We start from the raw sequence: 21,707 nt of genomic DNA, 5'->3' as shown, positions 1-21,707 counted from the left end.
AAGATGGTCAGGGAAATCGGAACCGCGCGACGATCCGGGACCGCCAGGGCGGCGTCAGCGGGCTCTCGATGACACCGTGGTAGGTATAGGCATGCAAAAACCGCGGCTCTGCTCCGGCGGCCGACAAGACGCCCAGATGCTTGGCAATGGCCGCCGGGCGCATCCGGAACAGTAGCACCTGTCCAGGCGCCCAGAGCTCATCCGCCGCCACCGGCATCAGGTGACGGGTCGCAGCGGCCAGCAACAGCTCCTGGCTGCCACATTCCGCCCAGTCCGCCGTATAGGCGGGCGGGGCCTCAGGTTCGTTGCCAAAGATCTCGCGCCAGACGCCGCGGATCAGGCCCAGACAGTCGGCACCCGAGCCCTTGCTGCTGGCTTGGTGCACATAAGGCGTCCCCAGCCATCCCCGCGCTGCGTCGACCACGCGCTCATCCATGGCGCACCCCCACCTGCGGCGCCATCAGCCAATCCTCCGAGGGCAGATGGGGAAAGCCGCGGAAGTTCAGGAAATTTGCGAACTTCAACCGGCAGGTCGCGGCGGCCTTGTCGCATCCGGCCGTCAGCCGGACCTGATCGCCCGGCATGGGTAGGATGCCAAGTGCCGACCAAAGCTCGATCACCCTGCGTCCCCCGGGAAAGGCGGTGTCGTTCTTGATCATGCCATGCAGCCCTTCGGCGCCTCCAGACAGCACCTCGATCCGCCCCTGCTCGAACCAGTTGGCGGCGAAGGGCGGAAAGTTCGTGAAGGTCAGGATCCGTCCCTCGTCCAGACCCTCGACCTGGCGCTGGACCGACAATCCGGGTGCCGTCAGGTCCACTTTGCAGGTTGCGTCGCCCAGGCGCGAACTGCACCTGCGGTGATAGACCCTTCCCTGGGGCGCATTCAGCTGTTCGGACAGCCCGCGCAGCTCGGCACGAAAGGCGCCATTCGCACGTGCAACCTCACCCAGCGTGCCGCGGAACACCAACCTGCGGCGCGCGGCGTCCGCCCAGTCCACCTCCCACATGCGCAGCTGTGCATTGTCCCACCGACCGGCCATCAGGTCGCGTTCGGTGATGGCATCGTCGCTCAGGGCACCGGTGGCCTCGGAATTGTCCACCGACAGACCGGTTGCCTGGACCAGAGCCTTCGCCGTGAGGCCGCGGTCAGGCCGAAAGGTGACACCCTCGAAGCTCAAGGCGCGATCGTGATCGGTAAAGCCGATGGTCAGCCCGTCGGCCCGACGTACCGACCAGGCGCGCGCAATCGTGGTCGTGGTCATACGCGCACCTCAACCACCGGAATGTCGGGCACCTGGCCTGCTTGGAACGACGATATCGAAACGGCAATCCTGTCGGTGTCAAAGCGCACCGGAACGTCGAATTCATATCCGACGGTCACCTCCGCCCCCACATCCGGTGCCTCGTTGAAGGTGATGCGGCCCAGCACGTGATCCACGGTATAGTTGATGTCAAAGAACACCTCATTGCCGCCGATACCCGCACGAACCGAATTGCGCACCGGCTTGGTGATGGGCCGCTGATAGACATTGGCGCCCGATCGATACGCCTTGGTCAGGGCATAGCTGCGCGTCTGTCCGTCACCGATCGCGATGACCTGGTCCCCGAACCGGGGTGCTGCGGACGGGGCGCAGCTTTTGTGGTCCGACCAGTCCTTCCAGCGGAAGCCGTGCAGCTGGCCCGACCGCGCCTCGAAGAAGGCGACAACCGCGGACAGGTCATCCAGCGACCGCAGCCCCATTCCGGCATCGAATCGGCGCCGGGAATGGATCCAGGGCGTGTTCCGCTCCTCGAAACCGCTGGCCATCGTGACGATCTCGGTCCGACGCTCGGGCCCGCCGATCGCGCCAAAGGACAGCTTGGCAGGAAATCTCACCTCGTGAAAGGCCATGGGGCCGCTCCTCTCAGTTGTTGCGCTCGCCGCGGGCCAGCACCCGCGACATCTGCGCCGCGATCTGCGACTGGCTGCGCTGGAACCCGGCCACGTCCGGCGTCTGGATGTTGAACGTGACATGCACGCCGCCCCCGCCTCCTGCGGCGGCAACGCCCAGCTTGCCGTCGGGACCGCGGCGCAGGGGCATGATCGCCTCCGGGCCCGCCTCGCCCATCAGGCCGGCACCGCCCCGCATGGGAAAGCTCGTGGGACCGGACACAATGCCTCCCCCGACAGCCCGTCCCTGCGAAAAGACCCCGCCTTTGGCAAAAGGCGTCACACCCTGCCCCAAAAGCCCGCCGCCGAACAGCCCGGCAACCCCGCTCGCAAGCGTTCCCGCCAAGGCATTCTCGACGGGCTTCATGGCCATGCCGTACACCGTGTCCGCCAACGACCTGCCGATGTCCTTCAGGGCATCGGACAGCTTGCCCCCGTCCAGGACCAACCCGTCGATGGCGCGCCCGAGGCCACGCTCCAACCCCGAGGACAGCGTGCCCACCTCACGGGCCGTCAGAGCCATCGACTGCCGCAGGCGCCCAAGCTCGGCCTGAAACTCGCCTGTCATCCGGCCGCCGGGCCCCGGTTCATCCTCCAGCAGGTCCAGCACGGGACCAGAGCCGTCTCGTATCGCCATCTGATCAATCCTCTGTCTCTTGGCAACCCGGTCCCGGAAAGCCGGGCAGATCGGCATAGCGGGCGGCCAATTCTTCCAGCCGCGCGCGGGTCATTCCGGGCCGGGCTTGGTCCAGGCCAAGCATCAGGGCCAGCTCTGCCGGTGTCAGCGCCCAGAACTGGTCCGGATGCAGCCGCAGTTCTCGCAGCCCGGCCCGCATCAGCCCAGGCCAGTCCAGCCCGGTCGCCTCGCTCATGCGGCACCCCGGAATGCCAGGGTCAGCAGCCGCGCCGCGGTGCGCGCCGCTTCCAGTGGCCCGCCCTCGATCTGGACCGACATCAGGTCGGCGGCATTGCCGGACCAGCCGGCGCCGCGCAGCCCGGCCACCAGGACCGACAGAATGTCCCTGCTGCTGAACCGACCTTCTTCCAGGCGCCGGGCCAGGCCGGTCAGGCCTGCCTCGTCCAGTTCGGTCTCCAGCTCCGCCAACGCCCCCAGCGTCAGGCGTGCCCTATGGGGCCGGCCATCCAGAACCAGTTCCACTTCCCCCCGCATCGGGTTCACCATCACAGGGCCACGAATGTCAGCGCGCCGGCCGAGGCCAGCGCGATCTCATAAGTGGCTTCGCCGTCATGGGTGCCCGAATACTCCAGCGACGTGATCTGGAACGGTCCCTCGACACGCCCAAAGGACGGGATGATGACCTGGAACCGGGGCACCTCCCCGTCGAAAAAGACCTGCCGCGCGCGCCCGTCGCTGGCCGCGTCGCGAAAGACCCCCGACCCCGCGATCGAGGCGCTGCGCACGCCCGCACCGCCCAGCAACTCGCGCCAACCGCCCTCGCTCTCCAAGCTGGTCACATCGACCGTGTCGGCGTTGAACGACAGGCGCGAGGCGCGCAGCCCGGCCACCGTGTCGAACGTGCCGTTCCCGGTCATGTCCATTCTGATCAAAAGATCCCGTCCGCTTTGCACTGCCATTTTTGACTCTCCTCAGTTCAGGTCGATACGGGCGCGAAAGATCAGGTCGACCTGTCGCGCAGCCCCGTTCTGCATCCGTCGCGCTGACGCGCGCAGGAACCACAGGCCGGCAAGCCGGCCCCTCGCCAGCATCAGCCCCTCCCGCTCCAGCGCCTCCGCCACTGCGGCCGCGGCGGCCTTGACCGCACCAAAGCCCGCTCCCTCGTCGGTTCCCGACATCACCGACACGACGAAATCGTGGCGCGATCCCTGCCCCGTGCCATCGCTGGCGTCCCGGACCTCCTCGGGTCCCAGCGCCACGTGGATGCCGCTCGGCACATCGACCGGCATCGCGTCAAAGATCGCGTCGCCCACCAGGGCGGCCAGCACGGCATCCGCACGCAGCTGTTGATAGACGGCAGCCTGCAACGCTGCCCCTGCCCGATAGCTCATGCCCCCAGCTCCTCGCGTGCAAAACAGTCCAGGAAACGGCCCCGCGGATCGGCCTCGGCAACCGCTTCGATCAGGAAAAGCCGCTGATCCAGGCGCAAGCGCTGGCCCGGCCGCGGACGACGCGGATCGCCCACCGCCGCCGCGCGCACCAAGATCTTCCACTGCACCACGCTGATCATGCCGGGTCCGCTGCCCTTTTCGCGGGCCGACCGCGCTTCCAGCCCCGCCCACAGCCAGCCCAGCTGCCGCCAGACCAGCCGGTGACCGCCCATGCCGTCATCCACCCGGTCCGGCGTCTCTAGCGCCAAACGCAGATTCAGGTCCGGAACCGGCATCAGCGATCCTCCCGGCTGCCGCGCCCGGCCAGGGTGCGTACGGCGCGCCACCTCTCGATCAGCGCGCTGACCCCGAACGGCAGCGCGTGCTGCCCTCCATCATGGCTCCGGTCGTCGTAATAGCGGGCCGCCAGCAGGATGACCGCCTGCGCTAGGTCCGCCGGAACGCCAGCCCAGGCATCGGCAAATCCCGCAACGAAGGTGATCGTCACGCTGCCCCGGCGCGGCACATGCGGCAGCACCACCCCGGTGGGCAGGATCACCGGCCGCTGCCCGTCGGGAACCAGCCGCCACGCCTCCGGCGAAAGCGACGTGACCGTTCCGGATCCATCGTCGATCCGGATCGCTTCAACCGCATGCACCGGCGCCAGCGGCAGCGACTGGCCCAACCGGTCGCGCCAATCATCCAGCTGCATCTGGAACCGCCGCTTCAGCAGGACCTTGCCGGTCCGGCCCTCGATCGTGGCAATCGCGGCACGAAGAAAGCCCGCCAGCGCCGCGGTCTCGGCAACATCCTCCGGTCCGCCAAAGCCCTGGGCCAGACGCAAGTGCCCGCGCAGGGCGGCCACCGGCAGCGCCTCCGCCGCAGGCGCCGTCTCCTCTATCAGCATCATCTCGCGAACCTCCCGTCCTGCCGTCCGCATGTTCCATCAGGGGCAGGGCCCCCTCATGGGGCCCTGCCTGCCGTGCCAGTCCAGGGAAAAGGGCGCGCCCGCACGCCAGCCATCAGCGCGCGCGGACAGTTGCTAAGCCGGCATGGCCGACATCAAAGCGCGCCCTTCCCTTCACCTCATCCCGGGCGGGATCAGGCGAAGCGCAGCAGCTTGACGGCGCGGAAGTCGGTGACGCCGCCGCCGACCCGCTTGGTGGCATAGAACAGCACATGCGGCTTGGCGCTGAACGGATCGCGCAGCACGCGCAGATCGGGGCGCTCGACGATGGTATAGGCCGAACGGAAGTCACCAAAGGCCACTGCAAATGCGCTGGCCGCGACGTCCGGCATGTCCTCGCTGATGACGACCGGATAACCCAGCAGCTGCGGCACCTGGCCCACCGTCAGCGGATCGCTCCACAGGAAGCGGCCATCGGCATCCTTCATCTTGCGCACCCGCGCGGCGGTCTTTGAGTTCATCAGGAAGGCCGCGTTGGCGCGATACTGCGCCCCCAGCGCATAGATCAGGTCGATCAGGCAATCCATCGGCGCAGCCGTCGGGAAGTTGCCCGAGACGCCGGTGCCGACAAAGCCGACCTGCCCCGCCGTCGTGGTCCCGTCCGCAGCGGTCGGATAGGACAGGATGCCCCGCGGCTTGTCCACGCCGTCACCCCGGATAAAGGCAAAGGCTTCGGCGCGGGCGAAGCGGTCCGCAATCCGCTCGGCCAGCCAGCCTTCGACGTCAAAGGCCGCGTCGTCCAGCAGGCGCTGGCTGGCCTTTGGCATCGCCGACAGCTCGTGAACCGGGATCGCGATGCGGTCCAGCTGCGAGTTCGCCGACTCGACCGTGGTCGCCTCGGTGGCCCAGCCGCTGCCGGTCTCGCCCCGCTCGACCAGCACCTCATAGACGCTGCCCTCGATCGCGACCACATTGGCCATCCGGCGCAGCGAGGTGGTCGAGAACAGCGTGTTCTGCACCGTCTCTGCCACCTTGGGCGCCGCCAGGAAGCCGCCGTCGCTGACGACCGACAGCGCCTTCTCCTCGATCACCAGGCTGCGCAGCGCGTCGTCGTCACCGCTGCGCAGATAGGCGTCAAAGGCCTTCTGATGCGGCGCCCCGGTCTCGGCGGCGGCGGACAAAGGGGCACGGCCACGCAGGGCGGTCTTGCGGTCGATCATGGTCATACGCTCTTCCTGTGCATTGAGCTTGGATTGGATGTCTTCACGGAAACCCCGGAGTTCGCTGACGAACCCCATCATGGCCCCTTTCAGATCGGCGGACATGTCCCCGCCGCCCGCGGCCTTCACCTCGGTCATGGTCTTCTCCTCGTCGCGATGAACGGGGCCGCGCCCCTGTTGCCGGACCGCCCTCGGGCCGGTCCGAACGCCTTGACGGACCGGGCGCACCCGGTCCGGAAACTCATGCGCCCCGCAGGGCCTGCGTCGCCTGCGCGAACAGCGCCGCCATCTCGTGCAGCTTGTCCGCCTCCTTGCGGTCGACCTTGGCCTGGGGAAGCATCGGGAACGTCACCAGCGACACCTCCCACAGTTCCACCTCTGCCAGGGCGCGGCGGCCCTTCTGGTCGCGCTCGGCGCGGATCGTGCGATAGCCGATCGACAGCCCGTCGATGGCCCCGGCCTGGATCAGCGCGGCCGCCTCGCGCGCCTGCGCCACCTCGGGCAAAAGCCGCCCCTTGACCCACAGACCCGTCCGGTCCTCGCGGATCTCGTCCCAGACGCCGATGGGCCGGGTCGGGTCGTGCTGCCACAGCATCCGCACCTTGTCGCCCTTGGCCGCCAGCCGCTCCAGCGACGCGGCGAACGCCCCCGGCAGCACCGCATCGCCTCCCTGGTCGGTCAGCCCGAACAGGCTGGCATAGCCCTCGATCACCTGGCCGTCGGACAGGGCCGGCGCCCCGCCCGCAAATTTCACCTCAAGCCCCGGAACCATCCCTCAGCCTCCTTTTGGCGCATATTCCAATATCCCCTGCACGGCCTGGGTCAGGATCACGGCCACGACGCCATAGACCGTCATCCACAACCGCCGCTCCAGGCCCTCGATCAGGGCCTCGATCCGCTCAAGCCGCTTCTCGACCTGGCCGAATTGCAGCGCCATGATCCGCTCCTGCGCCTCCAGGCGCTGGTCGTGCCACAGCCCGTCCTTGACGAAACGCGACCCTTCCATGGCTCAGGCCCCGTCCAGCGGCGGCAGCCCCAGCAGGCCGCGCTTCTCGGCATCCGTCAGGAAAGCCGCCGACGCGATCCGTGCCCATTGCTGGTTGCGCTCCTCGGCCAGGGCGGGCACCTGGTCGGGGTCGGGGCGCAGCTCGACCTCGGCCCCCAGATGCTCCGACAGCCACCACGCGACCGAGGCCGCCACCCGCGCGACCAGCGGCAGCACCGTCAGCCGGTAAAAAGCCCGGTGCGCCTCGGCGTAATTGGCATAGGTCGCATCCCCCGGGATCCCCAGCAGCATGGGCGGCACGCCAAAGGCCAGCGCGATCTCGCGCGCCGCAGACAGCTTGGTCTCGTGGAACTCCATGTCCGAAGGGCTGAACCCCATCGGACGCCAGTCCAGCCCGCCCTCCAGCAGCATGGGCCGCCCGGCATTCCGTGCGCCCTGGTGGTTCATCTCGATCTCGCCCACCAGCCGGTCATACTGCTCCGCGCTCAGCGTGCCCTGCCCGTCCATCCCCTTGTAGACGATCGCCCCGCTGGGCCGGGCCGCGTTGTCCAGCAGCGCCTTGGACCAGGCCGAGGCGCTGTTGTGGACATCCAGGGCCACCGCTGCCGCCTGCATCGGCGACAGACCATAATGGTCATCCTGCGGGTGAAAGCTCTTGATGTGGCAGATCGGGTCGGGGCTGCCGGTCATGTCAAAGCGGTGCTTGCGCCCCCCCACCGCGTATTCATAGGCGACGGGCCAACCATCCGCGCCCGGCACCACGCTCATGCGGTCAGACCGCAGCACATGCAGCTCCTCCGGCAGGCCCGCCGGGTCCAGGCCCACCGCCTCCAGATAGCCGTTGCCCGACAGCAGGATCTGCCCGAACAGCGCCTCGAACAGCTCGGCGCGGCCCTGCCCCGGATTGGGCCGCCGCAGCAGGTCCAGCAGCGGGTGCATCTCATAGCGGCGCTCGCGGTCGGCGCAGATCAGCGGCACGGCCGCGGCCGCCTCCGCGATCAGCTTGACCGAACGAAAGCCGATCGGGTTGCCCACAAAGCCGCCGCGGGTCAGGCTGCCGGTGTCCCGCGCCGTCCAGACCGGCCGCCCCGATCCGCTGGCAAAGGCCACCACCCGGCCCGTCGCGCTGGCCTTCCTCTCCGGCGCGGGGGCGGATTTCTCCTCCCGCGAAAACAATCGAAACGCCATGCTCGCCTCCATGCCTCATCCATGCGAAAGGGCCGCCCCGACAGGGCGGCCCTTTGTCCTCATGAAAATGTCCCTCGCGACCCGGGCGGCGCCAGACGCCCCCGGAACCCGGTCAAAGCCGCCGCATCTGCGGCCGCCGCCAGCCGCTGGCCGGCTCGATCATCAGCTCGTGGATCGCCCAGACCATCGCGTCCAGACGGTCGGGACTGCCCCGACCCTCAAAACCGCGCACCGTCATCTGGCACATCTGGTCCTCCAGCGCCCCCAGGGATCCCCCGCGCAGGTGCTTGATCCGCCCCTGCTCGTAAAGCGCGGCCACCGGTTCGGCCCGCAACCCCTTGCCCCGCGACGCCCTCAGCGCCCGGAACGGCACCAGGGGATCGATCTGCCGGATCACGCTCTCGACCAGATCGCCGCCTTGGTTCACCTCCGCCACCAGCTTCTCGGCCCCGTGCCGGTCCATCGCCGCGATCGCTGCCCGCGCCCAGTCAGACGGGCTGCCGCGCATGCTGGCATCCTCCAGCACATAGGCGCGCCAGTCCTTCGGCTCGCCCTGCGTGACGACACCCGCCACGATGATGCCGCATTCGTCGCTCGCGCGGCCCCCCGTCACGGCCGGATCCACCGAAACGACGATCCGGTCCAGCTTTGGCGGCGTCTCGATCCGCGCCTCCTCCAGCATGGCCGTCGTCCACAGCGCACCCTCGACATCGTCCAGCAGCACGCCGTCCAGCTCCTGCCGCCCCAGCCGCGTCCCACCATAGCGGGTCTCGACCTCGGCTAGAAAGCTCTCGGCCAGATAGGCGCGGTTGGCATCCGTCGGGGCATGGGTCACCACCGTGCTGGCATTGCCCAGGATGCGCTTCAATACGCCGACATTGCGCGGCGTCGTCGTCACCACCTGCTGGGGATGCTCCCCCAGCCGCAGCGCGAATTGCAGCATGTCCCAGACATCCTCGGCCTTCTTCCACTTGGCCAACTCATCCACCCAGGCCGCATCGAACTGCGGCCCGCGCAACGCTTCCGGCTCATGCGCCGAATAGACCGTCGCGGTCGCGCCATTGGCCCAGACCAGACGCCGCCGCCCCGCCTCCCAGACCGGCCGCCGGTCTGGGGGCGAACAGGCCAGGATGCCGCTTTCGCCAAACACCATCACCTCGCGCACCTGGTCAAAGGTCTCTCCGACCAAGGCCACGCGATGACATCTACCGGGAGCGACGGCGGTCGGCCCCTCGACCATCCGCCGCACCCATTCCGACCCGGCGCGGGTCTTGCCCGCGCCGCGCCCGCCCATGATCACCCAGGACTTCCAGTCGCCCTCGGGGGGCAACTGGTGGGGCAGCGCCCAGAACTCGAACAGCCAGGGCAGGCTCATCAGCGCGTTTTCCGACAGCCCGCCCAGGAACGCCTCAACCTCCTGCGGCGCGGCGGAGGCAAGCCAGGCGGCGCCCGATCTCGTCTCGTGCGGCGTCAAGGTCGAGGCTGCCTCCTCCGACCCCGCCCGCGATATCCTTGCGAAGTTTGTCAACCTTGTTCCTTTCCGCCATCAGCAGCTGGACCGCCTCGCGGACGGTCTTTGCGGTGTCCATGGCCTTCTTCAGCCGCGCCGGGTCCACCTCCCCCGCCTTGACCGTCTCAAGCTCGGCCTGGTGCCCCCTCAGGTCCTTCACATAGTCCCAGAACAGCCAGCGCAGGACGTCGATCTCGTCCTCCTCCGCCCCAATCCCGGGCAGCTGGATCCCCGCCGTGTCAGGCAAGGTTCCGGCCACGAAAGGCCCTTCGGGATTCCCGACCCCGCCCCAATCCATATCGTTCATGCAATCTGCCCCGCCTCGTGTCCTGTCCGCACGAGCCAAGAAACGAAAAAGCGGCCCAAGGTTTCCCCCGGCCGCTTGCCCATTTCTCCCAGCATGTCCAAGTTCTACCTTGGACCGTTCCGCAAGTCAACGACTAAACTTCAGGTTGCAGTTGCGGAACCGAAATCCGTTCCCGCCCAATTAGTTACCTCCGCAACACCCTCTGCGCACGCAACGCAACACCCGCTCCGGAAACGCCGAACCCCACGCCTTACACCGCGCAACGACTCAACGCGCCGCCGCAACAAATGTACCGATCAACCCCACATCCTTGCATCCCGGCGCCGATTCCACGCCCGAACTGACGTCCACCATCGGCGCCCCTGTCAGGCGCACGGCTTCGGCGACGTTCCCGGGCGTCAGCCCGCCCGCCAGCATCCAAGGTCGCAACCAGCGCCGCCCGACCAGCAGGCGCCAGTCAAAGGCCAGCCCGTTGCCCCCCGGCAGATCCGCCCCTTTCGGAGCCTTCGCATCGACCAGCAACATATCCGCCACCAGCCCATGCTCGGTCAGCAACGGCAGATCCTCGGCGCCCGAAATCCCCACCGCCTTCATGACCGGCAGCCCCGTCAGCGCCTTGACTTCGGCCACCCGCTCCGGCGTCTCGTGCCCGTGCAGCTGGATCACGTCCAGCGGCACCTCCGCCAGGACCTCGGCCAGCAGCGCATCATCGGGATCGACGAACAGCCCCACCCGCGCGACCCCCACCGGAACGGCCTGCGCCAAGGCTGCGGCCTCCGACACCGTCACCGCACGGGGAGACTTCGGATAGAACACGAAACCCACGAACCGCGCTCCGGCTTCGGCAGCAGCGACAACATGGGCCGGCTCGCGCAGCCCGCAGATCTTGACGTCCGCCACGCCTCAGCGAACCGCCGGCAGTTGCGCCCGCGAGGGCGGAACGACCGTGGTGGCAGAGGGCGTCGTCGGCGCATCCAGGATCGCCAGCACCTCGTCCTGCGGCGCGGCATGACGATCGCGCAGGTGACCCACCTCGCCCTGCAGCCGCGCGACTTCGGCACCGCGATAGCGGGCCTCGCGCCGGATATGGGCCTCGCGAAGCCATTCCCAGACCAGCCCGGCCAGCATCCCCAGCGCGAAGGCCACAAAGATCACCAGGAACAGCGGCAGGGCGATCGACCAAGTCCCGCCCAGATACTGGCCGAAATTCGCCGGAAAGGCCGACAGGGTGACCATCTCGCGGTTCGCCAGGGCCACGGCCACCAGCACCAGCGCCAGAAGCGCGACAAAGATCAGACGGATGAAGCGCATGGGACAGTTCCTCGACTTGCACGGGCCACGGGCGGGCGCCGCCTATTACACATTTCAGGCGTCGCCGTTCAACCGGTCACGAAGCAGCTTGCCGGTCTTGAAGAAGGGCACATGCTTCTCGTCCACCTCGACCGCCTCGCCGGTGCGGGGGTTGCGACCCGTCCGCGAATCCCGCTTCTTGACCGAAAACGCGCCAAAGCCGCGCAGTTCGACCCGATCGCCACGCGCCATCGCGTCGATGATCTCTTCAAAGACGGTATTCACGATGCGCTCGACATCCCTCCGAAAAAGATGGGGATTCTCATCGGAGATCATCTGGATCAGTTCGGAGCGGATCATGCTTTCCCCCAAAATGGCCGGGTCTTTCCCGCCGTTGCGGCCCAGCCGGATCGACAGGCAGGACAGCCTCGCACCGCCCCTTAGAATCCGACAACGCCCGACAGAAGTCACTGGTTTCATAGCGTTGCCAGCTTTGCCCAATCCGCGCAAGCCGGATGCGAAAGCCCAAGCCCCTGTTCGGCAATAAAAAGCCCGCCCCGGATGGACCGGGGCGGGCAAGGTCAGCGGTCTTGCGACGGATCAGCCGTTGCGGTTCAGCGCCGCACCCAGGATGTCGCCCAGCGAGGCGCCCGAATCCGAGCTTCCGTACTGGTCGATCGCTTCCTTTTCCTCGGCAATCTCGCGGGCCTTGATCGACAGGCCCAGACGGCGGGTCTTGGTGTCCACGTTGGTCACGCGGGCATCGACCTTGTCGCCGACCTGGAAGCGCTCGGGGCGCTGGTCCTGACGGTCACGGGCCAGATCCGAACGGCGGATGAAGGACTTGACGCCGTTGTACTCGACCTCGATGCCGCCTTCCTCGATCGCGGTGACCTCGGCGGTGACGATCGACCCACGCTTCACGCCGTCAACGGCTTCGGCCATGTGCTCGTTTTCCAGCGCCTTGATCGACAGGCTGATGCGTTCCTTCTCGACGTCCACGTCCTGAACGACCGCCTTGACGACGTCGCCCTTGCGGAAATCCTGGATCGCATCTTCGCCGCGGGCATCCCAGCTGATGTCCGACAGGTGAACCATGCCGTCGATGTCGCCTTCCAGGCCCACGAACAGACCGAACTCGGTGATGTTCTTGACTTCGCCCTCGATGACGGTGCCCGACGGATGCGTTTCGGCGAACACTTCCCACGGGTTGCGCATGGTCTGCTTCAGGCCCAGGCTGACGCGGCGCTTGGCCTCGTCGATCTCCAGAACCATCACGTCGACTTCCTGCGAGGTCGACACGATCTTGCCCGGATGGACGTTCTTCTTGGTCCAGCTCATTTCCGACACGTGGACCAGGCCCTCGACACCGGCTTCCAGCTCCACGAAGGCGCCGTAATCGGTGATGTTGGTCACGCGGCCCTGGTGGACCGATTCGATCGGGAACTTGTCGGCAACCGTATCCCACGGATCGGCCTGCAGCTGCTTCATGCCCAGGCTGATGCGGTGGCTGTCCTTGTTGATCTTGATCACCTGGACCAGGACCGACTCGCCAATGGCAAGGATTTCGGACGGGTGGTTGACGCGGCGCCAGGCCATGTCGGTGACGTGCAGCAGGCCGTCGACGCCGCCCAGGTCAACGAAGGCACCGTATTCGGTGATGTTCTTGACCACGCCATTCACCGTCTGACCCTCGGTCAGGTTGGCGATGACTTCGGCGCGCTGTTCGGCGCGGCTTTCTTCCAGGATGGCGCGGCGCGACACGACGATGTTGCCGCGGCGGCGGTCCATCTTCAGGATCTGGAACGGCTGCTTCAGACCCATCAGCGGACCGGCATCGCGCACGGGGCGCACATCGACCTGGCTGCCCGGCAGGAAGGCGACGGCACCGCCCAGATCGACCGTGAAGCCACCCTTGACGCGACCGAAGATGGCGCCTTCGACGCGCTCTTCATCGGCATAGGCACGCTCCAGGCGATCCCAGGCTTCCTCGCGGCGGGCCTTCTCGCGGCTAATGCTGGCCTCGCCACGGGCGTTCTCGACGCGGTCCAGATAGACCTCGACTTCGTCGCCGACCTTGATGCTGGCTTCTTCGCCGGGATTTGCGAATTCTTTCAGATCGACGCGGCCTTCCATCTTGTAGCCGACGTCGATGATGGCCTGGCCCGCCTCGATGGCGATGACGCGGCCCTTGACAACCGAACCTTCGTCCGGGGTATCGATCTCGAAGCTTTCGTTCAGGAGGGCTTCGAATTCCTCCATGGTCGCTTTAGCGCACATGCGTGTTCAGTTTCCTTTGTGTCTGTTTTCCGGCCTGACGGTTGGCTCCGCCGGTCTTTATGATGTCCCCCGGGGCAACGACAAAGGGTCGAGGCAAAGCGCCCGACCCGTCGAAAAGCGGCCTGTTCTGGCCATGTCGCCCGATTGACTGGCCTCCCTTTAACGCCGATGGCACCGAAACTCAACGTCTAAACGCGCGCCCAAACCCCCGTGGCCCGGCTGAAGACCCCGATTTCCGGATCTTCAAAACCTTCGGCCTCCATCGGCGCCCGGTGCCGCTGCACCTCCAGCCGGGGACCATCGATCTCCAGCAGCACGAACTCGTTCCAGCGGTCGGTGACCCGGGCACAAAGCCCGGTCCCGGTCTGGATCTGCAGCACGCGCGGATGGCGCCCCGTCTCCAGCAGGTCGTCCAGCGCCCAGCGATGCAGGTGCCCCGACAGCACGACCTGCACCCCCGCCGCCTCCAGCCGGTAAAGCGCCTCGGAGGCCCGCCGCGCCAGGGCCTTGTCCACGCGCGGCAGCTGCTGCAGGGGGTGGTGCAGCGCCACGATGTTCGTGCCCAGAGGATCGATCCCGCCGATGATGCGGCCGATCTCGCCGCTGCGGATCTTGCCGCGCTGCCAGACATAGGGATCGGCGCTATTGATCGACAGGACCCGGACGTCGCCGCTGCGCCCGATGGGCGTCAGCGACGGCCCGAAATACCGCCGGAACCCCGCAAAGGGCCAGAACATCCGCGCCAGGGGGTTCCACAGCGGTACGTCGTGGTTGCCGGGCATCAGCATCAGCGGCACCTCGATCCGGTCCAGAAAGTCGCGGGCTTGGGCCATCTGCACCTCCAGCGCACGATGGGTCAGGTCCCCCGTCACCACGACCAGGTCCGGATGCAGGTCCGCGATCCGGTCAAGCAACGGCTGGACCAGCGTTTCGCGGTGAAACCCGAAATGCAGGTCGGTCAGGTGCAGGATCCGCGTCAAGCCTCAGTCCTCGACGCCGGCAGTCTTGCTGATCCCGTCCGCCGGCAGCAGGACCCGCAAGGCCCCACGGCGCACCTGCAGATGGAACGGGCTGGTCAGCACGGTCTTTTCCCCGTCATGGGCGACCAGCTGCCGACGCTTGGGCGTGTCGATCTGCAGATCATCCGTCAGGATCAGGTCGAAATCGTCATCCTTAGCACTGTGCCCAAAGGCCAGCCGGATGGCCGACCGGATCAGCGGCAGCGGCTGGCGCGCCTTGGCGATCAGCACGGCGAACTGCCCGTCGCGGATTTCGTCCGCCCCCTCCAGCCCAAAGCTTTCCAGCTGATAGGCGCTGCGGGCCACGAAAACCAGCGCGCTGGTATAACGGCGCGTCTCGCCCTCCGCCCGCGCCACCAGCTGCATGGGCCGCCGCAGCCGGCGCAGCGCCACCAGCACGGACCAATAGGCCGCCACCCGCGACCGGCCCCAGCGGCGATAGATCCCCTCGCGCGTCTTCAGGATATGCGGATAAGCGCCCAGGCTGATGTTGTTGAGAAAGATCAGCCCGTTGGCATCACCCAGATCGACCGGCGCGACCCTGGCGTCCAGGATCGTGTCCAGCGCATCCTCGATGGTCTCGCCGACGCCCAGGTCGCGGGCGAAATAGTTGAAGGTGCCGCCCGGCAGCACGCCCATGACCGTCTGCGTGCCGGCCAGCGCGCCCGCCACCGCCGATTGCGTGCCGTCCCCGCCCGCCGCGATGACCAGATTGAAACCCTCATGCGCAACCTGCCGGGCCAGGCGCGGAAGGTCGCTGCCCTTGCGGCTCTGCCGCAGCTGATAGGACCCGCAGGCCGGCGCCAGCCGTTCCTCCAGCATGCGAACCAGCGCCCGGTGCTTCTTGCGGCCCGAGCCACGATTCATGATGACGCAGACCTTGGCGCGGCCAAGGTCGAATCCGTCGGTCTGGTCCTGCATGGTAAGTTGCCTGCCCCCGGCTGTCTGGCTCATGTTCCGGGCACCAAACCCCCAAACCCTGCCGCGGGTTGCATCGGCGCCCTACAGCAGGCGCGCGGCCTCCTCGACCGAGGGCTTCAGCCCCGTGCCGCCCGACTGCAGATAGGACAGCAGCTTCTCGCGCATCCGCGGCTCCCAGAAATCGCGCAGGTGATCGGCGATCTGGCGGGCCGGGTCGCCGGGCTGGCTGTCAAAGAAGGCGGCGATCTGGTTGGCCATCAGGACCATCTTTTCAGGCGACATCGGATACCTCGGCATCAAGCCGTTGGGGGTGAGAGAAAAGGTCAAAGCCCTCGCCGCGCGCGAATGCGGCCAGGGTGATGCCCGCGTCCTGCGCCAGGCGCAGTGCATGGGCCGTGGGGGCGGAGACCGCGATTAGCAGGCCCGCCCCGGCGATCGCGCATTTCTGCACCATCTCGACCGACACGCGGCTGGTCAGGACAAAGGCGCCCTGCCGCGCCTCGATGCCCTGCCGGGCCATCGCGCCGATCAGCTTGTCCAGGGCGTTGTGACGGCCCACATCCTCGCGCGCCAGGACGATCCCCTGCCCCGGCAGCAGAAAGCCCGCGGCATGGACCGCGCGAGTCTGGTCATGCAGCGGCTGCCAGCCGCGCAGGTCGTCGGTCGCGGCCGCCACCTGGCCCGCATCCAGCACCGGCCCCACGCCCGACAGGTCGGGCAGCGCGCGCGTCGCCTCGTCCAGGCTGTCGATGCCGCAAAGGCCGCAGCCCACCGGACCGGCCATGAAGCGCCGCCGGGCGGCCAGCGCCTCGGCCCGGTCCCCAGCCAGCCACATCTGCGCCTCGACGCCCCGGGCGTGGTCCATGACCTCCAGCCGGTCGATCTGGTCCGCCGCCGTGACGATCCCCTCGGTCAGGGAAAACCCCACCGCGAAGTCCTCCAGATCGGCGGGCGTCGCCATCATCACCGCCTGCGTCGTGCCGCCATAGACCATCGCCACCGGCGTCTCCTCGGGCAGCGCGCGCATCACCGCCAGGCGGCTGCCTGGGCGGTGATGCGTGGCGTCCACGGAACGGACGGGAGGCGGCAGAGGCATCGCTTACTCCGCAGCCGACAGGATCCGCCGCGACCGCTCCGCCTGCTCGTTATAGCGCTCTTGCCAGTCCGAGGGACCGTTCGACGGGCTGACCTGCACCGCGGTGACCTTGTATTCCGGACAGTTCGTCGCCCAGTCCGAAAAATCGGTGGTCACCACATTGGCCTGCGTCGCGGGGTGGTGGAAGGTGGTATAGACCACCCCCGGCGCCACCCGGTCGGTCAGCTGCACCATCAGCGTGGTTTCCCCTGCCCGGCTGGCCAGCCGCACCCAGTCCCCGTCATTGATGCCGCGAACCTCGGCGTCGTGCGGATGGATCTCCAGCACGTCCTGGTCATGCCAGACGGTGTTTTCGGTCCGCCGGGTCTGCGCGCCCACGTTGTACTGCGACAGGATGCGACCGGTCGTCAGCAGCAGCGGAAAGCGCGGGCCGGTCCGCTCATCGGTGGCGACATATTCGGTGATCATGAAATGACCCTTGCCCGACATGAAGCCATCGACATGCATCAGCGGCGTCCCTTCGGGCGCGGCCTCGTTGCAGGGCCACTGGACGCTGCCCTTCTCCTCCAGCAGCTCATAGGTCACGCCGGCAAAGCTGGGCGTGGTCGAGGCGATCTCGTCCATGATCTGGGCGGGATGGGTGTAATGCCAGCCGGCACCCATCGCATTGGCCAGCATCTGCGTGACCTCCCAGTCCTCATACCCGTTGCGGGGCTGCATGACCTTGCGCACTCGGTTGATGCGACGCTCGGCATTGGTGAAGGTGCCGTCCTTTTCCAGGAAGCTGCTGCCCGGCAGGAAGACATGGGCATAGTTCGCGGTCTCGTTCAGGAACAGGTCATGGACGATCACGCATTCCATCGCCTTCAGGCCCGCCGCCACGTGATGCGTGTCAGGATCCGACTGCAGGATGTCCTCACCCTGGCAGTAAAGCCCGCGGAAGGTGCCCTCGACCGCCGCATCCAGCATGTTCGGGATGCGCAGGCCGGGTTCCGAGTCGATCTCGACCCCCCAGGCCTTTTCAAAGATCGCGCGCACGTCCGGCAGCTTGACATGGCGATATCCCGGCAGCTCGTGCGGGAAGGACCCCATGTCGCAGGCACCCTGCACGTTGTTCTGGCCGCGCAGCGGGTTCACGCCCACGCCGGGACGGCCGATATTGCCGGTCAGCATCGCCAGGTTCGCAATCGACATCACGGTGGTCGATCCCTGCGAATGCTCGGTCACGCCCAGGCCGTAATAGATCGCGCCGTTGCCGCCCGTGGCGAACAGGCGGGCCGCCGCGCGGAGGTCTGAGGCCGGAACGCCGGTCAGCGCCTCGGTCGCCTCGGGGGCGTGGCGGGGATCGCTGATGAACTCGGCATAGTGCTGGAACTCGTCCCAGTCACAGCGGTCGCGGATATAGGCCTCGTCCATCAGCCCTTCGGTGACGATCACATGCGCCATCGCGCTGACGACCGCCACGTTGGTTCCCGGCCGCAGCGGCAGGTGATACTGCGCCTCGACATGGGCGCTGCGCACGATGTCGGTGCGGCGCGGATCGACCACGATCAGCTTGGCCCCGGCCCGCAGGCGCTTTTTCAGGCGGCTGGCAAAGACCGGGTGGCCGTCGGTGGGGTTCGCGCCGATGATCAGCACGACGTCGGTATGCTCGACGCTGTCGAAATCCTGGGTGCCGGCCGAGGTGCCGAAGGTCTTGCCCAGGCCATAGCCGGTGGGCGAATGGCAGACGCGGGCGCAGGTGTCGGTGTTGTTGTTGCCGAACACCGCGCGGGTCAGCTTCTGCACCAGATAGGTTTCCTCGTTGGTGCAGCGGCTGGAGGTGATGACGCCCACCGAACGGCGGCCGTGTTTCTGCTGGATGCCCTTCATCCGGGTCGCGGCAAAGCTCAGCGCCTCGTCCCAGCTGACCTCGCGCCAGGGCTCGTCGATCGTGTCGCGGATCATCGGCGACAGGATGCGGTCCTTGTGCGCGGCATAGCCATAGGCAAAGCGGCCCTTGACGCAGCTGTGGCCGCGGTTCGCCTTGCCGTTCTTCCAGGGCACCATGCGCACCAGCGTGTCGCCGTTCATCTCGGCCTTGAAGCTGCAGCCGACGCCGCAATAGGCGCAGGTGGTGATGACCGAGCGCGTGGGCGTGCCCAGTTCGGCCACGGATTTTTCCTGCAACGTCGCCGTCGGGCAGGCCTGCACGCAGGCGCCGCAGCTGACGCAGTCGCTGGTCAGGAAATTGTCCGCCGCCGCACCGGCGCTGACGCGGCTGTCGAAACCGCGCCCCTCGATGGTCAGCGCGAATGTCCCCTGCACTTCCTCGCAGGCGCGCACGCAGCGCGAACAGACGATGCACTTGCTGGGATCATAGGTGAAATAGGGGTTGCTGTCGTCCTTGGGGATGAACTGCGGATTGCCCGGCCCCTCGCGCAGCCGCGCCTCGGACTGGCTGCGGGCGCCGATGCCCTTGGGATCGAAATGGTTGTCGCCGGGCGTATAGCGGACATCGCGCAGGCCGACCTGGCCCGCCGCGTCCTGCAATTCGCAATCACCATTAGCCGCGCAGGTCAGGCAGTCCAGCGGGTGGTCGCTGACATACAGCTCCATCACGCCCTTGCGGATCTTGCGCACCTTGGCGGACTGGGTGTGGACGATCATGCCTTCGGTCACGGGCGTGGTGCAGCTGGCGGGCGTGCCGCGCCGGCCCTCGATCTCGACCACGCACAACCGGCAGGAGCCGAAGGCCTCCATGTTGTCGCTGGCGCACAGCTTGGGGACCTCGATCCCCGCCTCGAAGGCCGCGCGCATGACCGAGGTGCCCTCGGGCACCACGACCTCGAACCCGTCGATGGTCAGGCTGACCGGCGCGCCGTTGCGGGCGGGGGTGCCCATGTCGCGCTCGTCACCCGGTGGAAATTGGGGGATGATGAAGTCTTTCATTCCGCTGCCTCCTTATGGGTGGCGAAATCGTCGGGGAACTGGGTCAGGGCAGACATGACGGGATAGGGCGTGAAGCCCCCAAGCGCACACAGCGATCCGTCCTTCATCGTCTCGCAAAGGTCGGTCAGCAGGGCCGCCGCACCGGGATCGCCCGCGGCGATCCGGTCGATCGTCTCGACGCCGCGCACCGCGCCGATCCGGCAGGGCGTGCATTTGCCGCAGCTTTCGACCGCGCAGAATTCCATCGCGAAACGGGCCATCTGCAGCATGTCGGCGCTGTCGTCGAAAACGACAAGTCCCGCATGGCCGATCAGCCCGCCCTTCTGGTCGAATTCCTCGTATCCCATCGGCGTGTCGAACTTCGAAACCGGCATATAGGCGCCCAACGGCCCGCCGACCTGCACCGCCTTGACGGGACGCCCCGACAGCGTGCCGCCGCCGATGTCGTTCACGACCTCGCCCAGGGACATGCCAAATGCGGTTTCGAACAGCCCGCCCTGGCGCACGTTGCCGGCGATCTGCAGGGTCACCGTGCCCCGCGACCGGCCCAGGCCGAAATCGGCGTAATGCTGCGCGCCCTTTTCAAAGATCACCGGGACGGTCGCCAGGCTGATCACGTTGTTGACGACCGTGGGCTTGCCCAGGAAGCCCTCCAGCGCCGGCAGCGGCGGCTTGGCACGCACCGTGCCGCGCTTGCCCTCCAGGCTGTTCAAAAGACTGGTCTCCTCGCCGCAGACATAGGCGCCCGCGCCGGTGCGGATCTGCATGTCGAAGGCCCGGCCGCTGCCCAGCACATCCGCGCCCAGCACGCCACGCTGGCGGGCGATCACCACCGCCGCCTCCATCACGCGGATCGCGTCGGGGTATTCGCTGCGCATGTAGACATAGCCGCGCGTCGCGCCCACACCCAGGCCCGCGATCGCCATGCCCTCGATCAGGGTGAAGGGATCGCCCTCCATGATCATCCGGTCGGCGAATGTGCCGCTGTCGCCCTCGTCGGCATTGCAGACGATGTATTTCTGATCGGCCACCGCATCGCTGACGGTCCGCCACTTGATGCCGGTCGGAAAGCCCGCGCCACCACGGCCGCGCAACCCGCTGTCAGCGACCTCCTGCACGATCTGGGCTTGGCTCATGCCGATGGCGCGGCGCAGGCCCACCAGACCGCCATGCGCGGCGTAATCGTCCAGGTCCAGCGGGTCGATCAGTCCGCAGCGCGCAAAGGTCAGGCGCGTCTGCCGGCCGAAAAAGGGGATGTTCTCGACCGGACCGTGGCAGGGCAGCGACCCGTCCAGCAGCGCCGGCACATCGGCGGGCGTCACCGGACCGAAGGCCACGCGGCCCTGGCCCGCGTCGATCTCGACCAGCGGCTCCAGCCAGACCATGCCGCGCGTGCCGTTGCGGATGATCTGCACGTCAAGCCCGCGCGCCGCGGCCTCGCGGGCGATGGCATCGGCCACCTGATCGGCACCAAGCGCCTTGGCGGCGCTGTCGAGGGGGACCCAGATCTTCATGCGCGCGCCTCCACGGGGCCGGTTTTCAGTTCCGCCTCGATCCGGTCGGCGTCGATGCGGCCGATCACGCGGCCGTCCAGCATCGCGGCCGGCCCGCAGGCACACAGGCCCAGGCAATAGACCGGCTCGACCGACACCGCACCGTCGGGCGTGGTGCCGTGCCAGTCCAGGCCCAGCCGGTCCAGGACCGATTGCGCGACGGCCGCGCCGCCGACGGCCTGGCAGGCCTCGGCCCGGCAGATCTTCAGCACGCGACGTCCGGCGGGGTGGTCGCGGAAATCGTGGTAAAAGCTGATGACGCCATGAACCTCGGCCCGGCCCAGGTTCAGCAGGTCGGCCAGCAGCGGAACCGCGGCCTGCGGCACATGGCCCCAGACCTCCTGGATCGCGTGCAGCATGGGCAGCAGGGGACCCTCAAGCTCCGCAAGCGGGGCTACGACCTCGCGAATTTCCTCGGGCGCGGGGGCTGGCGCGTGTTCAAGCATGGCTGGCCTTTCAGTTCTGGCCACCCACAAGACAGC

Annotated in this window: 27 protein-coding genes; all 27 read right to left on the bottom strand. The window is 67.6% G+C overall.

Annotated elements, in window-relative coordinates:
- Window positions 1-7: 7 nt before the first annotated feature.
- The 27 genes from ACZ2G3_RS06840 to ACZ2G3_RS06710 all read right to left on the bottom strand — a co-directional run bounded on the left by ACZ2G3_RS06840 (window position 8) and on the right by ACZ2G3_RS06710 (window position 21,671).
- A complete protein-coding gene (locus ACZ2G3_RS06840) occupies window positions 8-436 on the bottom strand; it encodes a C40 family peptidase (protein ID WP_470398577.1) in 429 nt (142 codons plus the stop codon).
- On the bottom strand, window positions 429-1,262 hold the full coding sequence (locus tag ACZ2G3_RS06835; RefSeq protein WP_470398576.1) for a DUF2163 domain-containing protein: 834 nt from the start codon (window positions 1,260-1,262) through the stop codon (window positions 429-431). Before ACZ2G3_RS06835 ends, ACZ2G3_RS06840 begins: the two co-directional genes overlap by 8 nt.
- Entirely contained in the window at window positions 1,259-1,891 is a 633-nt protein-coding gene (locus ACZ2G3_RS06830) for a phage distal tail protein, Rcc01695 family (protein WP_470398574.1), read from the bottom strand. The genes ACZ2G3_RS06835 and ACZ2G3_RS06830 overlap by 4 nt, the downstream gene beginning before the upstream one ends.
- 13 nt (window positions 1,892-1,904) lie before the next feature.
- The gene (locus tag ACZ2G3_RS06825) at window positions 1,905-2,567 is read right to left on the bottom strand and encodes a phage tail tape measure protein (RefSeq protein ID WP_470398572.1); all 663 of its coding nucleotides are present in this window, start codon (window positions 2,565-2,567) and stop codon (window positions 1,905-1,907) included.
- A gap of 4 nt (window positions 2,568-2,571) precedes the next feature.
- Complete coding sequence (locus tag ACZ2G3_RS06820; protein ID WP_470398570.1) at window positions 2,572-2,802, bottom strand: rcc01693 family protein; 231 nt, start codon at window positions 2,800-2,802, stop codon at window positions 2,572-2,574.
- Window positions 2,799-3,101, bottom strand: a complete 303-nt coding sequence (locus ACZ2G3_RS06815; RefSeq protein WP_470398568.1) for a gene transfer agent family protein — start codon at window positions 3,099-3,101, stop codon at window positions 2,799-2,801. Before ACZ2G3_RS06815 ends, ACZ2G3_RS06820 begins: the two co-directional genes overlap by 4 nt.
- Before the next feature lie 11 nt (window positions 3,102-3,112).
- Window positions 3,113-3,526: a phage major tail protein, TP901-1 family gene (locus ACZ2G3_RS06810; protein WP_419267536.1), complete on the bottom strand. Its 414-nt coding sequence runs from the start codon at window positions 3,524-3,526 to the stop codon at window positions 3,113-3,115.
- A gap of 12 nt (window positions 3,527-3,538) precedes the next feature.
- Complete coding sequence (locus ACZ2G3_RS06805; protein WP_470398565.1) at window positions 3,539-3,958, bottom strand: DUF3168 domain-containing protein; 420 nt, start codon at window positions 3,956-3,958, stop codon at window positions 3,539-3,541.
- On the bottom strand, window positions 3,955-4,293 hold the full coding sequence (locus tag ACZ2G3_RS06800) for a head-tail adaptor protein (protein ID WP_470398563.1): 339 nt from the start codon (window positions 4,291-4,293) through the stop codon (window positions 3,955-3,957). Before ACZ2G3_RS06800 ends, ACZ2G3_RS06805 begins: the two co-directional genes overlap by 4 nt.
- Window positions 4,293-4,907, bottom strand: a complete 615-nt coding sequence (locus tag ACZ2G3_RS06795) for a head-tail connector protein (RefSeq protein ID WP_470398561.1) — start codon at window positions 4,905-4,907, stop codon at window positions 4,293-4,295. The genes ACZ2G3_RS06800 and ACZ2G3_RS06795 overlap by 1 nt, the downstream gene beginning before the upstream one ends.
- Window positions 4,908-5,098: 191 nt before the next feature.
- On the bottom strand, window positions 5,099-6,262 hold the full coding sequence (locus tag ACZ2G3_RS06790; protein WP_470398559.1) for a phage major capsid protein: 1,164 nt from the start codon (window positions 6,260-6,262) through the stop codon (window positions 5,099-5,101).
- Between the two features lie 103 nt (window positions 6,263-6,365).
- Entirely contained in the window at window positions 6,366-6,896 is a 531-nt protein-coding gene (locus tag ACZ2G3_RS06785) for an HK97 family phage prohead protease (RefSeq protein ID WP_470398557.1), read from the bottom strand.
- A 3-nt stretch (window positions 6,897-6,899) separates the two neighbouring features.
- Complete coding sequence (locus tag ACZ2G3_RS06780) at window positions 6,900-7,130, bottom strand: GTA head formation protein, RCAP_rcc01685 family (RefSeq protein WP_419267530.1); 231 nt, start codon at window positions 7,128-7,130, stop codon at window positions 6,900-6,902.
- A gap of 3 nt (window positions 7,131-7,133) precedes the next feature.
- Entirely contained in the window at window positions 7,134-8,318 is a 1,185-nt protein-coding gene (locus ACZ2G3_RS06775; RefSeq protein WP_470398554.1) for a phage portal protein, read from the bottom strand.
- A 112-nt stretch (window positions 8,319-8,430) separates the two neighbouring features.
- Window positions 8,431-9,693 carry a DNA-packaging protein gene (locus tag ACZ2G3_RS06770; RefSeq protein WP_470399077.1) on the bottom strand — a complete coding sequence of 421 codons (1,263 nt, stop codon included), beginning with the start codon at window positions 9,691-9,693 and terminating at the stop codon, window positions 8,431-8,433.
- 34 nt (window positions 9,694-9,727) lie between these two features.
- Window positions 9,728-10,135 carry a permease gene (locus ACZ2G3_RS06765; protein WP_419267528.1) on the bottom strand — a complete coding sequence of 136 codons (408 nt, stop codon included), beginning with the start codon at window positions 10,133-10,135 and terminating at the stop codon, window positions 9,728-9,730.
- 267 nt (window positions 10,136-10,402) lie between these two features.
- Window positions 10,403-11,035, bottom strand: coding sequence for a phosphoribosylanthranilate isomerase (locus ACZ2G3_RS06760; RefSeq protein WP_470398552.1), 633 nt, complete (start codon window positions 11,033-11,035; stop codon window positions 10,403-10,405).
- Window positions 11,036-11,038: 3 nt separating this feature from the next.
- Complete coding sequence (locus tag ACZ2G3_RS06755; RefSeq protein ID WP_470398550.1) at window positions 11,039-11,446, bottom strand: LapA family protein; 408 nt, start codon at window positions 11,444-11,446, stop codon at window positions 11,039-11,041.
- A 54-nt stretch (window positions 11,447-11,500) separates the two neighbouring features.
- Window positions 11,501-11,785, bottom strand: a complete 285-nt coding sequence (ihfB, locus tag ACZ2G3_RS06750) for an integration host factor subunit beta (RefSeq protein ID WP_111297998.1) — start codon at window positions 11,783-11,785, stop codon at window positions 11,501-11,503.
- Between the two features lie 240 nt (window positions 11,786-12,025).
- Window positions 12,026-13,705 (bottom strand): 30S ribosomal protein S1, encoded by a 1,680-nt coding sequence (gene rpsA / locus ACZ2G3_RS06745; RefSeq protein WP_419267525.1) that lies wholly within the window; start codon window positions 13,703-13,705, stop codon window positions 12,026-12,028.
- A 188-nt stretch (window positions 13,706-13,893) separates the two neighbouring features.
- Window positions 13,894-14,685 (bottom strand): metallophosphoesterase family protein, encoded by a 792-nt coding sequence (locus ACZ2G3_RS06740; RefSeq protein WP_470398547.1) that lies wholly within the window; start codon window positions 14,683-14,685, stop codon window positions 13,894-13,896.
- 3 nt (window positions 14,686-14,688) lie between these two features.
- Window positions 14,689-15,678, bottom strand: coding sequence for a diacylglycerol/lipid kinase family protein (locus ACZ2G3_RS06735; RefSeq protein ID WP_470398545.1), 990 nt, complete (start codon window positions 15,676-15,678; stop codon window positions 14,689-14,691).
- 48 nt (window positions 15,679-15,726) lie between these two features.
- A complete protein-coding gene (locus tag ACZ2G3_RS06730; RefSeq protein WP_419267522.1) occupies window positions 15,727-15,927 on the bottom strand; it encodes a formate dehydrogenase subunit delta in 201 nt (66 codons plus the stop codon).
- Complete coding sequence (gene fdhD, locus ACZ2G3_RS06725; protein ID WP_470398543.1) at window positions 15,917-16,741, bottom strand: formate dehydrogenase accessory sulfurtransferase FdhD; 825 nt, start codon at window positions 16,739-16,741, stop codon at window positions 15,917-15,919. The genes ACZ2G3_RS06730 and fdhD overlap by 11 nt, the downstream gene beginning before the upstream one ends.
- Window positions 16,742-16,744: 3 nt before the next feature.
- Complete coding sequence (gene fdhF, locus ACZ2G3_RS06720) at window positions 16,745-19,672, bottom strand: formate dehydrogenase subunit alpha (RefSeq protein WP_470398541.1); 2,928 nt, start codon at window positions 19,670-19,672, stop codon at window positions 16,745-16,747.
- A complete protein-coding gene (locus ACZ2G3_RS06715; protein ID WP_470398539.1) occupies window positions 19,669-21,186 on the bottom strand; it encodes a formate dehydrogenase beta subunit in 1,518 nt (505 codons plus the stop codon). Before ACZ2G3_RS06715 ends, fdhF begins: the two co-directional genes overlap by 4 nt.
- Window positions 21,183-21,671 carry a formate dehydrogenase subunit gamma gene (locus ACZ2G3_RS06710; RefSeq protein ID WP_470398537.1) on the bottom strand — a complete coding sequence of 163 codons (489 nt, stop codon included), beginning with the start codon at window positions 21,669-21,671 and terminating at the stop codon, window positions 21,183-21,185. Before ACZ2G3_RS06710 ends, ACZ2G3_RS06715 begins: the two co-directional genes overlap by 4 nt.
- Window positions 21,672-21,707: the final 36 nt, after the last annotated feature.

The organism is Paracoccus sp. KKT209, assembly GCF_055635455.1.
This window is presented reverse-complemented; position numbering and strand designations above follow the sequence as displayed.